At 34.1% G+C, this 13,928-nt stretch carries 13 protein-coding genes; 6 read left to right on the top strand and 7 right to left on the bottom strand.

The features are described 5' to 3' along the window. The first annotated feature begins 62 nt into the window (after positions 1-62). A complete protein-coding gene (locus tag SGJ10_13040; protein ID MDZ4759047.1) occupies positions 63-623 on the top strand; it encodes an AraC family transcriptional regulator in 561 nt (186 codons plus the stop codon). Positions 624-706: 83 nt separating this feature from the next. Here the strand turns inward: SGJ10_13040 and SGJ10_13035 are convergent, their stop codons facing one another. Beyond that, entirely contained in the window at positions 707-1,039 is a 333-nt protein-coding gene (locus SGJ10_13035) for a hypothetical protein (GenBank protein MDZ4759046.1), read from the bottom strand. Between the two features lie 75 nt (positions 1,040-1,114). Here SGJ10_13035 and SGJ10_13030 point away from each other — a divergent pair, with 75 nt between their 5' ends. From SGJ10_13030 to ric, 5 genes are all read left to right on the top strand, one after another. Then, positions 1,115-1,831: a heavy metal-associated domain-containing protein gene (locus tag SGJ10_13030; protein ID MDZ4759045.1), complete on the top strand. Its 717-nt coding sequence runs from the start codon at positions 1,115-1,117 to the stop codon at positions 1,829-1,831. A gap of 341 nt (positions 1,832-2,172) precedes the next feature. Further along, positions 2,173-2,691, top strand: coding sequence for a heavy metal-binding domain-containing protein (locus SGJ10_13025; protein MDZ4759044.1), 519 nt, complete (start codon positions 2,173-2,175; stop codon positions 2,689-2,691). A 607-nt stretch (positions 2,692-3,298) separates the two neighbouring features. Next, complete coding sequence (locus tag SGJ10_13020; GenBank protein ID MDZ4759043.1) at positions 3,299-5,539, top strand: multicopper oxidase domain-containing protein; 2,241 nt, start codon at positions 3,299-3,301, stop codon at positions 5,537-5,539. Between the two features lie 187 nt (positions 5,540-5,726). Next, on the top strand, positions 5,727-6,173 hold the full coding sequence (locus SGJ10_13015; protein ID MDZ4759042.1) for a hypothetical protein: 447 nt from the start codon (positions 5,727-5,729) through the stop codon (positions 6,171-6,173). Between the two features lie 260 nt (positions 6,174-6,433). Beyond that, a complete protein-coding gene (ric, locus tag SGJ10_13010; protein ID MDZ4759041.1) occupies positions 6,434-7,384 on the top strand; it encodes an iron-sulfur cluster repair di-iron protein in 951 nt (316 codons plus the stop codon). An 11-nt stretch (positions 7,385-7,395) separates the two neighbouring features. On the opposite strand, the gene SGJ10_13005 is transcribed toward ric, so the two are convergent. From SGJ10_13005 to nadB, 6 genes are all read right to left on the bottom strand, one after another. Next, positions 7,396-8,772, bottom strand: coding sequence for a tryptophanase (locus SGJ10_13005; GenBank protein MDZ4759040.1), 1,377 nt, complete (start codon positions 8,770-8,772; stop codon positions 7,396-7,398). Between the two features lie 9 nt (positions 8,773-8,781). Next, positions 8,782-9,642, bottom strand: coding sequence for a dTDP-4-dehydrorhamnose reductase (rfbD, locus tag SGJ10_13000; GenBank protein ID MDZ4759039.1), 861 nt, complete (start codon positions 9,640-9,642; stop codon positions 8,782-8,784). Between the two features lie 3 nt (positions 9,643-9,645). Further along, the gene (locus SGJ10_12995) at positions 9,646-10,617 is read right to left on the bottom strand and encodes an SDR family oxidoreductase (GenBank protein ID MDZ4759038.1); all 972 of its coding nucleotides are present in this window, start codon (positions 10,615-10,617) and stop codon (positions 9,646-9,648) included. 11 nt (positions 10,618-10,628) lie between these two features. Beyond that, positions 10,629-11,195, bottom strand: a complete 567-nt coding sequence (gene rfbC, locus SGJ10_12990; protein MDZ4759037.1) for a dTDP-4-dehydrorhamnose 3,5-epimerase — start codon at positions 11,193-11,195, stop codon at positions 10,629-10,631. Between the two features lie 17 nt (positions 11,196-11,212). Continuing rightward, complete coding sequence (locus SGJ10_12985; GenBank protein ID MDZ4759036.1) at positions 11,213-12,259, bottom strand: glycosyltransferase family 2 protein; 1,047 nt, start codon at positions 12,257-12,259, stop codon at positions 11,213-11,215. 87 nt (positions 12,260-12,346) lie between these two features. Beyond that, positions 12,347-13,921 carry an L-aspartate oxidase gene (gene nadB / locus SGJ10_12980; GenBank protein ID MDZ4759035.1) on the bottom strand — a complete coding sequence of 525 codons (1,575 nt, stop codon included), beginning with the start codon at positions 13,919-13,921 and terminating at the stop codon, positions 12,347-12,349. Positions 13,922-13,928 lie beyond the last annotated feature (7 nt).

Raw genomic sequence — 13,928 nt, 5'->3', positions numbered from 1 at the left:
TAAATTAGGTTGAAGAAGAATCAGGCATATAAGCATTTTAGTAAACAGAGATTTAGAACCACATGAAACTATATATTAAAAATATGGTATGCAGCCGTTGCAAAATGGCAGTGAAAGCTGAGTTGGAAAAATTTGGACTGCACTTTCTTTATCTCGAATTGGGCGAAGTGGAGATTATGGAAGAACTTGATGTACCCATGAAATCTAAACTTAACCAATCATTGTTGTCAGTAGGATTTGAGATTATTGATGATAAGAAAGGGAGGTTGATTGAAAAAATAAAAAATTCAATTATTGAATTGGTACATCATAATGATGAAAACATGCGTATAAATCTGTCCAACCACATAGCTCAGAAATTAAACTATGATTATCATTATTTGAGCAACTTGTTTTCAGAAGCGGCGGGAACTACCATCGAAAAATATTTTATTACCCAAAAAATAGAAAAAGCCAAGGAACTATTGATATATGACGAACTGTCACTTACAGAAATTTCCGACAGATTGGGATATAGTTCGCAGGCTTATCTTTCAAATCAATTTAAGAAAATAACTGGACTGACCCCAACCGTATATAAATCGTTGAAAGAGCATACACGACAGAATATTGAAGAACTGTAAATGTTATACATTAATTACAAAATTGTGTAATATTTAATGCTGGATATTTTCTCACTTTTGCAGCGTGAATAACATTGTTCACACTAAATAAATTTTATTATGGAAAATTCCAACAGTAAATGTATTGACGCATGCTTGGCATGTGTAATCGAATGTGAAAGTTGTGCCACGCATTGCATTGGCATGAACGACAAAGACCATTTAAAATGTATTGCTTTGTGCCGCGATTGTGCTGACATCTGTGCTTTATGTGCAAGGTTTGAAGCAAGAGGTTCAGAATTTACAAAAGCTCTTTGTAAACTTTGTGCAGAAATTTGTAACGCTTGTGCTGCAGAATGCGAAAAACTATCGGCACATGATTGTTGTAAAAGATGTGCAGCAGCTTGTAAAAAATGTGCTGAAGCATGTGCAAGCATGTAAATTAAAAAAATTGTAAGGCTGGCTTATTGTCTGCCTTGCAATTTTTATTTTATCAATTACTTTCTATAATAATGACACATACTTATCATATCACAGGAATGACTTGCGGCAGTTGTGTTGCAACTGTAAAAAGTCAATTACTTAAACTGCAAGATATAATTTCTGCAGAAATTTCGTTAGAAAATAAACAAGCAACGATTGAAATGAGTAAGCACATTTCAACAAATGCGTTGCAAGAAGCAATCAGTCCTGATAAAAAGTATATAATTACGGAAGACAGTACAGCTATGAAAGAAGATGAAGCAAAGAATTGGTTCGCGACTTACAAACCATTGCTTTTGATTTTTGCATTCATCACATTTATATCATTCGTATCGGCACAAATGAATAATGAAATTCATTGGATGCACTTTATGAATACCTTTATGGCGGGGTTTTTTCTCACATTTTCCTTTTTTAAATTTCTTGACCTTAAAGGATTTGCCGAAAGCTATTCTATGTATGATATCATTGCAAAACAGGTAAAACAGTGGGGATATATATATGCATTTATTGAATTGTTTTTAGGTATCGCTTACACCATCGATTTCAATCCATTTATTACAAATATAAGCACACTCATTATTATGAGTATAAGTATCATTGGCGTTTTGCAAAGCGTATTGAATAAACAAAAGATTAAGTGTGCGTGCTTAGGTGCCGTCTTTAATTTGCCCATGAGTACAGTAACTATTATAGAAGATGCTTTAATGATAGCGATGAGTGCTGTAATGCTAATGATAATTTAAGGTGAAAGTGCAAATCTTAAATACTCGTAAATCAAACAAGTTGTAAAAATCTTTAAAGTACTTTAGCAAATGCATAATTATTTTTTTAATGATCGCTGCAAATAATCACTTTAAATTAATATGATTAAAAAGATAAAAAACACCTTAATGCTTATAACCCATGCGAAAGCAAATGCGTACTCGTGGAAGCACCAAAGAAATAATAAATACAAGTCAATACTATCAATATGGTAATTATGTAACTTATTTCTTAAAATGTGTAACTTATTCTCTCAAAAAACAGTCACCTTTACCCTTGAAATATTTATATCAAATCACAAAATTTAAACAAAAAACAAAAAATGAAAAAGTTAACAATTTTAGCAATCTTTTTTGCGTCGGCAATGGTTTTACTTACTGCCTGCAATTCAAGTCAATCGCCTGATCAAAGCCTAAAGGATGATTCTCACAGAACCAAAATTATGTCGACCATGGTTAAAGATCCGATCTACGCTAAAGAAATGGTGGACGCAATGATGCATGATGATAATTGCAAACAAATGATGATGGACAAGATGATGAGCGGGTGCAAAGACGATACAAGCATGTGCAAAATGATGATGGGCAAAACCATGGAAATGTGTAATATGGATGAGTCGAAATGTGATATGATGATGGGGTGCATGAAATCACATACCAATGTGATGAAATCCATGAAAGGAATGTGCGATATGGCATCGTCTGAGAAAGCTGTAAAGGATGACCCTAAGGAAAAAAAGGCAAAAGCTATTGTATATACTTGCTCCATGCATCCTGAAATTATAAGGGACAAGCCTGGCAAATGTCCTAAGTGCGGAATGGACTTGGTAGTAAAGAAATAAAGTTTTTTTTATTCAAATAAAATAGCAAGGTTGTATAATTAGCAATCTTGTTTTTTGATTAAGAAATTTTATGAAAATGCAATCAAAAAGCAAGCATTAATAAAAACCTTGGGGGAAAGTGTATAATTTAGTAGGCAAATTAAAAGATAGCCCTAATTGAAGTTTTCACTATACACAATTCAAATGAAAAAAAGAATTATCGGGTTCAATTTGGTTTTCTGTGAAATGTGAAACAAGTCAAAAAGTTTTAAAAAGAATCTAAATGACTTTTGAACTTTATCGGGATAGAAATACCAACATCATAGGAATATGAAAAAATAAGACTAATTCTTAAACTAAAATAGTTCTCCGCCTGTGTCGGATTTAGTTTGGAGAATGGTAATGCCGAACTACATCCCGAAAGCCCCGCTTAATCATGATAATTATCGGGATGCGGGGAATTAGTGCCTTCCCTTTGGACTATTATATATTGAGTTTCGGTATTATTTGTATTTTTCGGACTTGTATACTTAATTAGGTCGAGAATTCCGTTGACTCTCTTGACCACTGATATGTCGAAATTATAAGAAAGGGCAATCGTGCAAAAAATATTAAAAGTAAAATCATTATGTTGGAAAAATATAAATTAATAAAGATAATTTTCGTTTTAATCATAATTGTACGGGCTCAAAATTCCTTTGCTCAAAAAATAGTGCATTATGATTTATATATTCGTGATACTACTGTAAATTTTGCTGGAATTATTAAAAGAGCCATTGCTGTAAATGGTCAAATCCCAATGCCTACGCTCACTTTTACAGAAGGAGATACCGCAGAAATATTGGTTCATAATGAAATGGACGAAGAAACATCATTGCACTGGCATGGTATATTTTTACCCAATCAGTATGATGGAGTTCCCAATCTAACCCAAATGCCAATCAAAGCTCATAGTACGCATTTATATAGATTTCCAATTATACAACATGGCACACATTGGTATCATAGTCATACGCAATTGCAAGAACAAATAGGAATGTATGGTTCCCTGATTTTATTGAAGCGAAATAATTCACCATTATATAGAAAAGGCATTGATGATTTGCCAGGTATACCCATAATACTAAGTGAGTGGACCAATATGAAACCCGCTCAAGTGCACCGCCGATTGCATAATGCCAACGATTGGTTTGCAATACAAAAGGGAACCACACAAAGTTATTTCGAAGCAATACAAAAAGGTTATTTGAAAACAAAGGTCACTAATGAATGGAAGCGAATGAACGCCATGGACGTGAGTGATGTATATTATGATAGATTTTTAATCAATGGAAAAAATGAGAGTCAACTTTCACAATTTAAGTCGGGTGACAAAGTAAGATTGCGTGTTTCAAATGGAGGTGCATCCACTTATTTTTGGTTATCTTATTCAGGTGGCAAAATAACCGTGGTGGCCAATGATGGCAATGATGTGGAACCTGTGGAAGTAGATAGATTAATCATAGCGGTTTCTGAAACCTATGATATTATATTAACCATTCCCAGTGATAATATAGCCTATGAATTTTTAGCGACTTCGGAAGATAGAATAAAAACAACTTCATTATGGTTGGGAAATGGAATTAAGAAATTAGCAACTCCCTTGCCCAAACTAAAATATTTTGAAGGAATGAAAATGATGAATGGGATGATGAAAATGGATGGCAGTCTCGATGATATGGGCATGCAGATGAGCTTAAATCAAATGGATATGAATGTGGTGATGTACCCCGAAATTACGGGTGCTTACCAGAAAGAAAAGACGGGAATGAAAATAAACGAGAATAAATATAATAGTAATAAACTTTCTGATATAGTTACGCTGAATTATGCGATGTTAAAATCTACTACAAAAAGTAGCTTGCCTGATACCACAATTAAAACATTATATTTTAAATTGAGTGGGAATATGAATAGATATGTGTGGAGTATCGATAATAAAGTGGTTTCTGAAACAGATAAAATATTAATTCATAAAGGGGAAAATGTCCGCATTGTAATATATAATGGCTCTATGATGCGACACCCGATGCACTTACACGGACACGACTTTCGTTTACTAAACGGACAAGAAGAATATGCTCCGCTCAAAAATATAGTGGACATTATGCCCATGGAAACTGATACCTTAGAGTTTAATGCGAATGTATATGGAGATTGGTTTTTTCATTGTCATATATTATATCACATGATGGCGGGAATGGGAAGGGTTTTTACTTATGAAAATCAACCCGCTAATCCCGAAATTCCAAATCCGAAATTGGCAAAACGAAAACTATTTGCCGACGACAGAAAATTCCATTTAATGTTTGAAAACGATTTTGCCACAAATGGTAATGATGGAATGGCCATGTATTCAAATACCCGCTGGCAATTAAGCACTGAATGGCGTTTGGGCTATCACAATTATCATGGATATGAAATTGAGAATCATTTGGGAAGATATATAGGCAGAATGCAATGGTTTATGCCATTTGTTGGTTACGATTTTCGTTATCGCAAACATGATCGACAATTAAATTTTCAAGAAAAAAACATCTTCGGGCAAACCAATTCAAAAGACACACGGCAAGCGTTTTCCGTGGGAGTAGAATATACTTTGCCAATGCTGGTAAAATTAGAATCAGAAATTTTCTCAGACGGCACATTTCTTATACAAATTAAGCGAGACGATATCCCCATTTCAAAGCGATTGCGAATGCATTTTATGCTAAATACCGACAAAGAGTATATGATAGGTATACAATATGTAGCCAATAAAAATATCGCTATCAGAACACACTACGATAGTGATATGGGCTTTGGTGCAGGAGTTAATGTTACCTACTAAACCTATTAACAATCAGTTGTTAAACTGATAAAAATCATATCTATTGTAATGCAATCTCTATGACCTTTGTAATGTAAAGGTGAGGATTATATAATATATTTTTAAACTTATTTAAAATATAATGAGTTTAATTGGTTCACTTTTGCAACTCAATTTAGAATATTTTGTAAAACTTAAAAAAAGCATAATGAAATATATATTTTTATTAAATCTAAGTCTGATATGCGGTATCACACTTTCGCTTTCAAGTTGTCACAGATCGGGATGTATGGATAGCAGTGCCAGCAATTATTCATCAACGGTAAAAAAAGATAATGGCACTTGCACCTACGATGGTTCAGTTACATTTTGGTTTGCCAAAGCAGCTTCCGACAATTTAATTGCAAACGGGAGCAAAACACTTTCTATATATGTTGATGGTACCTTGGCGGGAACTTGTCAGGCTAACAATTATACAAATACAATTCCTGCTTGTAATCAATCAGGCATGATAACCGCCCGCAAATACTGTGGCGGAATGAGGGGAACAAGAAATTATACCTATAAAATTATCGATGATAATAACATTTTATGTTGGCAGGGAAATATAGATTTTCAGTCTAAAATTTGCAAACCGTTTGAACTTACTAAATAAATACTAAAATGAAAATGCAAAAATCTAAATACCATTAGTTGCCTTGCTAAACTAGTCCTACAACCTCACGATTGGTGCCGTTTCTAGCCAAAACTAAGTGAGTACATGCAAGCATCTATATCCCATTTCAACTAATTGAAATTTTGACAAATTTCATTTTATAAATGTGATTGGACGCATAAATTATACCCTATATAGTATGCTAATTTTGTGAGATAGTATTATCATTGGTGATAACTGTTTTAAGAAAATTTATAAAAATGGAACAATCAAATTCTTCGGTTTTGGACGTAACTATCCTGCCTCCTCAAATAAAACATGCTACTATTTTCAAAAAATATGATACACTTAAACAAGGCGAAAGCTTAATAATTCACAACGACCATGACCCCAAACCTCTCTACTATCAATTGATTGCAGAGAGAGGGAATAGTTTCACATGGGACTATTTATTAAACGGTCCTCGATATTGGGAAGTGAAAATTACCAAACGAAATTTGGCAGACATACAAGAAACTGTTGGGGAAATTGCGGCTAACGATTACAGAAAAGCAAAAATATTTTCGAAGTATGGGATAGACTTTTGTTGTGGCGGTAAAAAACAATTGAAAGAAATATGTGTAGAAAAAGGCTTAGATATTTTACAAATAGAAAATGAGATACAAAATATAGAAGATTACACAAATGGGAGGGAGCTGCCCTATAATGAATGGAGTTTAGATTTTTTAGTAGACTATATAGTAAATACGCATCATTCCTATATTAAAAAGACCATCCCTGATTTAATACAATATGCTGAAAAAGTTGTTTGTGTACACGGTAATGAGCATCCAGAACTTATTAAAATTCAACAATTGGTATATGATGTGATTAATGAACTCACCAATCATCTTAAAAAAGAAGAAGTGATTTTGTTCCCCTATATTAAAGATTTGGCACAAAATCAAAAAGCCAAAATACAAGGATTGGGCAGTGTGCAAAACCCCATCAATATGATGGAAATGGAGCACGAGGTAGTAGGTAAGTATTTTGAACAAATCAATGTATTGTCAAACCACTACGAGCTCCCCAATGATGCATGTGCCACTTATACTTTATTTTATAAAATACTTAAAGCATTTGAAGATGATTTGCATTTGCATATACATTTAGAAAATAATATATTATTTCCCAAAGCTATACAACTAGAAAAATCATTTACGACTAAATAATAAGTAGACTATTATAGTTTTTCGAAATGGGCTGTAAAATGCCGAAGAAGTTCGGTTTCATATATAATCTTATATCCTTTGGTATTTGATTTATTCTTCATCACCTCGTCAAATACTTCTATTACATAATCGATATGGCTTTGGGTATAAACCCTTCGTGGAATTGCCAGCCGCACCAGTTCCATAGCTGCAGGAATTAATTCGCCATGTTCATCATATTTTCCAAACATCACCGATCCCACTTCTACGCACCTAATTCCGCCAAGTAAATATAATTCGCATACCAATGCTTGTCCAGGATATTGGTTAAGCGGAATATGATTATATAGCTTTGCAGAATCAATATAAACTGCATGTCCTCCAATTGGATACATTACTGGCACACCTCTTTCTTTTAATTTCTCGCCAAGGTATTCCGTACTTTTAATACGATAATATAAATAATCCTTATCAAAAACTTCATTCAATCCCACTGCAATGGCTTCCATATCACGTCCGCTTAATCCACCATAAGTTGTGAATCCTTCTGTAATAATTAGCAAATTAGTACACGCTTGGGCTATCTTCTCATCTTTGAGAGCAAGAAAACCACCCATGTTTACCAATGCATCTTTTTTTGCACTCATGATACAACCATCGGCTAGTGAAAACATTTGCTGGGCAATTTCTTTATAAGTATAATTTTCAAAACCACCTTCTCTGTGCTTTATAAAATAACTATTTTCAGCAATTCGACAACAATCAATTATATATAATACTTTATATTTTTTACAAATCTCTGATGCTGCTCTTGCATTTAACATACTCACAGGTTGCCCGCCACCACTGTTATTTGTAACGGTTAATATAACAGCTCCTATACTTTGTGGCCCATGCTCTATAATTGCTTTTTCGAGTTTTTCTATATCTATATTCCCTTTGAATGGATGATACACTTCATGTAATTTTGAATCGCCGATTGCAATATCGATTGCCGTAGCACCACTAAATTCAATATTTGCACGGGTAGTGTCGAAATGGGTATTACTTATAAATACTTTCCCCTTTCCACCCAAGAAACTATATAATATTCTTTCAGCAGCTCTTCCCTGATGTGTAGGTAGTATATATTGAAAATTTGTGAGTTCGAAAACAGCATTATAAAATCGTTCCCAACTTTTAGCCCCTGCGTACGATTCGTCGCCACGCATCATGGCAGCCCACTGTTCATTGCTCATTGCAGAGGTGCCGCTATCAGTGAGCAGGTCAATGATTACTTGTTCACTCTTTAAAAGGAATGTATTATAATGGGCAATTTCTAAATATTTTTTTCGTTCAATCTTAGTGCTCATTAAAATGGGCTCGACTGATTTTATTTTAAATGGTTCTATTATTGTTTTGAATGACATATATATTATTTATTTTTTAATTTCGTCAAGATATTGGTGCAAAGCGTCTTTCCATGGAAGCATGATGTTGATATTATTTTTATGTAGCACGTCATTTTGAAGTACTGAATATTTTGGTCTATTTACTTTAGCAGGAAAATCTGATGAACTGCCTTTGTATAGATTTACTTTTGTATGGGTATATTTAAATATTTCTTCAGCAAATTCATACCACGAGCACTGTCCTTCTGACGTAGCATGTACAATACCATTGATATCCGATTTGAGAGTTAGTGCTACTTGTTGCACTACATTTTTAGTGCTGGTAGGTGATACAAATTCATCGTCAACCACTTTTACTTCGCCCTTTTCCTGAGCAAGTTTCAGCATCAATTGTATAAAATTCAAACCCTTCTTTGCCCTACAGGCATGTTGACCATATATAGCAGAAATTCTTATAATAAGTGCATTGGGATTATTTTCTAAAATTAGTTTCTCACCATGAAGTTTTGATTTACCATATACATTAACGGGACTTGCAAAATCAGTTTCAACATAAGGTGTTTTTTTTTCGCCATCAAATACATAATCTGTGCTGAAATGTACAAATTTTATATGCAACATCTTGCATATATTTGCCATAAATCCTACAGCTATCGCATTAACAAGTTCAGCAGTTTCTGGGCTTTGCTCACAAAGTTCCACATGGTGAAAGGCTGTAGTGTTTATTAATATATTAGGCTTTTTTTCTAACAGTAATTGATGTATATCTGATAAATTTCCGATATCGATATCATCATGGGTAATTCCTATAACCTCATGCTCCTTTTCAAATGCCGAAACTATATCATTACCCAATTGTCCATTTGCTCCTAAAACTAGTACTTTCATACTTTAGTATTTGGTTTTAATATTTTTGAAAACTTCTATATTATAATACTTCGGATTTTTAAAATCATTAAACTTGTCAATGTTTTCAAGCAAATCTTCAATAATATCTGCTTCAGTTTGTGCTGGATTATACCATAAGACCTCTTGTGCCTTTTGCCAACTTACTTTATAGTTTCGATAGTCTTGTATATTCTTATCGGTTATCTTTATAAGCGTGTTATACTTTTTTTCTAGTATATTTTTTAGCTGTTGGGCAAGCTCCCCAATTGTATTGTTAAACGAAGCGATATTGAAAATACCATTGATACTAGGCTTGCTGTCTATAGCCAAGTGATAAGCCTTACACAGGTCTTTCAAGCCGAGAATGGGTCGCCAAATTTTAGGATTTGAAACCGTAATCTCATGTTTCAACATCGCATTTTTCATCATAGTATTGATCGCTAGATCCAATCTCATTCTAGGGCTGTATCCACTAATAGTGCCTTGCCGCAAACATATAACAGAAAAATCTTCAGTCTGCAACGACGTTAATACACATTCACCTTGAAGTTTTGAAACGCCATAAGGATAGTTGCAAACCGCCTCATCAATTTCTGTATATGTCTTATTATGTGTATAGCCGTATACTGAACACGAACTGGCAAATATCACTCTTTTTACTCCAGCTTCACGGGCTATAAAACCTATATATGCTGGTAGTGCAGTATTATATATGAAATTACCTGATGGTGCATATTCGGCCATAGGGTCGTTTGATAAACCTGCTAAAAATATCACCGTATCATATCCTTTCAATTGTTCAATTTTTAAATCAAACAGATCTAGTTTCATTAAGGTAATTCCACGAGGTGCATGTTCGCCAAACCAGCATGTATCGGCAATGGTAATATCATATCCTGCATGATGAAGATAGGGAGATAATACGGCTCCGACAAAGCCAGAACCTCCTGCAATAAAAATTTTTTTCTTAGTCATTACTATATATATTAATATCTGAAATTGCCCGACAAATTGCTTGATAGCCACTGCTCCAATGTTTGTGCAGTTTTATCCTTTTCTGAAAGTTGCGGATTGCTAATGGGCCATTTGATACCAATTGCTGGGTCGTTCCATTGTATGCCAGATTCCGCATTTTTATTATAGAGCCCGGTGCATTTATATTGAATTTCTGCAGCTTCACTTAACACACAAAAACCACGGGCAAATCCAGCAGGAGCCCAAACTTGTTTCTTGTTTTGTGATGAAACAATTTCTCCATGCCATTGCCCTAGGCTAGGCGAACCTTTTCTGATATCAACTGCCACCAAAAATGCTTCACCATAGGTTACACGCATAATTTTTCCCATCGGTGGTTCCCATTGGAAATGGACACCCCGTAGCACATTTTTGCCAGATCGTGAATGATTATCTTGCACAAAATTGGTAGGGATTCCCAATTTTTCAAATTCATCGGTACGGAATACTTCCATAAAGAATCCCCTGTCGTCGTCGAATACATCTGGTTGAATTACTTTCAATCCGTTAAGATGTTCTGCTATGAGATTTATTTTCATAATATATGAGATTTATTTTAATGTTTGATAAGTTCTGTGTAAGTTTTCTTGTTGCTAAAGAAATATTGCCACACAACACTTTTGGGATAAAATTTACTGCGTATATAATCATCATTTTTAGTCCTCATTTTTTGCACTTGATTTCTCTTTTTGTTAATCAGAAAAATATTAAGTGTAATCCATAAATGTGCATAGAATATTGCTAAAGCTCTAGTAAATTCAAGAGATACAACACTTTTACCAATAGCTATATAGTCGAGCAATACATGCACGAATGATTTTGAAATCGCATTTTTAATACCATAGTTTTTCAATAATAGGTATAATGAATTACGATGATTCCAATACATTTTCTTAAAACTTTGTTGTTGTATAGTTGCACCCCCATAATGAAGTATAATAGATTGCGGCACTACTTTAACTTTATAGCCCATTAAATGCATTCTCCAATTCAAATCTATTTCATCCATGTGGTGCACAATAGTTTCGTCAAATATTCCTATTTCTTTGAGTACTGAAGCTCTAATAAAGCAGGCAGCACCGCAACTCCAAAAGATATCCGAGATGTCATCATATTGTCCGTTATCATCTTCAATAGTATCAAATACACGCCCACGCAAAAATGGGAAACCATATATATCCATCATGCCACCACTCGAACCAGCATATTCAAATTTATGCTCATCAAAAAAGGAAACAATTTTAGGCTGTAGTGCGGCTATCATATCATCTTCTTCTGCCACATTTACTAAATGTGTAAGCCAATCAGGTTTTACTTTCACATCATTATTCAAACAAAGAAAATACTTTCCTGTGCATTGTGTAAATGCTAAATTATAGGCAGCACAAAAACCATTATTTTCGCTATTTTGTATAATATGTACTTCAGGGAAAGTTGACCTAACATAAGTCACATCATCATCGGTGGATGCATTATCCAATAAGTAAATTCTATAATTGGAATATGTGGTTAACCTTATAGAATTAAAGCAATCATCTAGAAATTTTTTTCCATTGTGGTTTAGCACAATTACAGCTACTTCAGGAAAAAATTTCTCAGTCAAAACGATTTATATTTTAATGATACAAATTACCATGAAACAAACTTGTCAAAATATGATTCAAATCAGAAAAGCAACTATGCTGTTTTTTTATAAGGTAAATTCCTCTTTAGAATTTATGTTGCCCTGAAAAATATTTTTTTGAATATTGTGTATACTATCATCTCTATAGTGAGTGCCGATACTTTCCTTCCTAACTATTGCAGCTTCTGTTATGAGCAGACTAGTCTGTACCATATTCAATAATTCGCAATTATCTCTTGAAAGTGTATTCTTAGGATTTATATCCAATAATTCGCCTTCCCATTTTTTTAATGTATATTTTGCCTTGTTCAACGCTTCTTCATTTCTAACAATGCCGACATTAGCCCACATTAGGGATTGTATCTTTTTTAAATCGACAGATATGCTACTTTTTGGTGGTTTTTCCTCTGTTACATGCGTTATAATATGTTTATAATATTCATGTATTCCTATCGGCGAATATTGAATATACATCGCCGCAGCATTCGCAAACACCAATCCCTCCAACAGAGAATTGCTGGCGAGTCTGTTAGCCCCATGCACCCCTGTACACGCCACTTCACCAATAGCAAATAGATTAGGAACTGAGGTTCTACCTGTTAAATCAGTATTTACACCACCACATATATAATGTGCAGCAGGTGCCACAGGTATCATACGCTTACTAATATCTATTCCATATTTTTTGCATATATTATATATGTATGGAAATTCAGTTTCTAATAGTCCATTCTCTATATGCGTTGCATCAAGATATAAAAAATCAGAATGACATTTTTGCATTTCCTTTATCATACTTCTTGTAACAATATCGCGTGGAGCTAGTGAACCCATGGGATGATATTTGTTCATAAAGATGCTACCATCCAAATTCTTTAGCTCCGCACCAGCACCACGTAAGGCTTCACTAATTAATATATTTTCCTCTTGGTTTTTCAAATATAACATAGTTGGATGAAATTGCACAAATTCCATATTAGAAATTTCTGCTCCAACTCGGTAAGCCATTGCAAAGCCATCACCTGATGCACTGTTGGGATTTGTGTTTAATGCATAAACTTGTGCAGCTCCTCCAGTTGCTAATATTGTTTTATCAGCAAATAGTTTATATATTTCATTCTTATCTTGATCAAGGATGGTAGCTCCGCAACATTCACCATTTTCTATAATCAAATCAATTGCAAAATGATTTTCATATATATAAATATTGGGGTGCTCACGAACCAATTTCACCAATGTTTCAATAACGTGCTTGCCTGTTTCATCTTTTGCATGTACAATGCGGTTATGTCTGTGCCCTCCTTCTTTTGATAAATCTAAATTCCTGTGATGATCTTGGGTAAAATCTACTCCTAACCTTAACAATTCTATAATACTTTCTTTGGCATTTCTTATCATAAAGTTCACCGCATGATTATTGCATAATCCTTCTCCTGCCACAAGGGTGTCTTGTATATGTGCATCCACTGAATCATTGTCTGCAAACACCGCTGCTATCCCGCCTTTGGCTTGGTATGAGTTTGATATATATAAACCATCTTTTGCTATGAGATATACCTTGGCAAAAGCAACTGCTTTTAGGGCAAATGTCAACCCACTGATACCACCTCCCACGCAGATTATATTTAATTTAGGATTCATCAATTGT

The sequence above is a fragment of the Bacteroidota bacterium genome (genome assembly GCA_034439655.1).
In the GTDB taxonomy this organism is placed as follows: domain Bacteria; phylum Bacteroidota; class Bacteroidia; order UKL13-3; family UKL13-3; genus CANJUD01.
Note: the sequence above shows the minus strand (reverse complement) of the source record. Positions and strands in the feature narration are given on the sequence as shown.

Coding starts and splice junctions, on each gene's coding strand:
- SGJ10_13025 (MDZ4759044.1), top strand. CDS start 2,173: ATGAAAAAGTTAACAATTTTAGCAATCTTTTTTGCGTCGGCAATGGTT.
- SGJ10_13035 (MDZ4759046.1), bottom strand. CDS start 1,039: ATGCTTGCACATGCTTCAGCACATTTTTTACAAGCTGCTGCACATCTT.
- SGJ10_13040 (MDZ4759047.1), top strand. CDS start 63: ATGAAACTATATATTAAAAATATGGTATGCAGCCGTTGCAAAATGGCA.
- SGJ10_13005 (MDZ4759040.1), bottom strand. CDS start 8,772: ATGTCATTCAAAACAATAATAGAACCATTTAAAATAAAATCAGTCGAG.
- SGJ10_12995 (MDZ4759038.1), bottom strand. CDS start 10,617: ATGACTAAGAAAAAAATTTTTATTGCAGGAGGTTCTGGCTTTGTCGGA.
- nadB (MDZ4759035.1), bottom strand. CDS start 13,921: ATGAATCCTAAATTAAATATAATCTGCGTGGGAGGTGGTATCAGTGGG.
- ric (MDZ4759041.1), top strand. CDS start 6,434: ATGGAACAATCAAATTCTTCGGTTTTGGACGTAACTATCCTGCCTCCT.
- SGJ10_13015 (MDZ4759042.1), top strand. CDS start 5,727: ATGAAATATATATTTTTATTAAATCTAAGTCTGATATGCGGTATCACA.
- rfbD (MDZ4759039.1), bottom strand. CDS start 9,642: ATGAAAGTACTAGTTTTAGGAGCAAATGGACAATTGGGTAATGATATA.
- SGJ10_13030 (MDZ4759045.1), top strand. CDS start 1,115: ATGACACATACTTATCATATCACAGGAATGACTTGCGGCAGTTGTGTT.
- SGJ10_13020 (MDZ4759043.1), top strand. CDS start 3,299: ATGTTGGAAAAATATAAATTAATAAAGATAATTTTCGTTTTAATCATA.
- rfbC (MDZ4759037.1), bottom strand. CDS start 11,195: ATGAAAATAAATCTCATAGCAGAACATCTTAACGGATTGAAAGTAATT.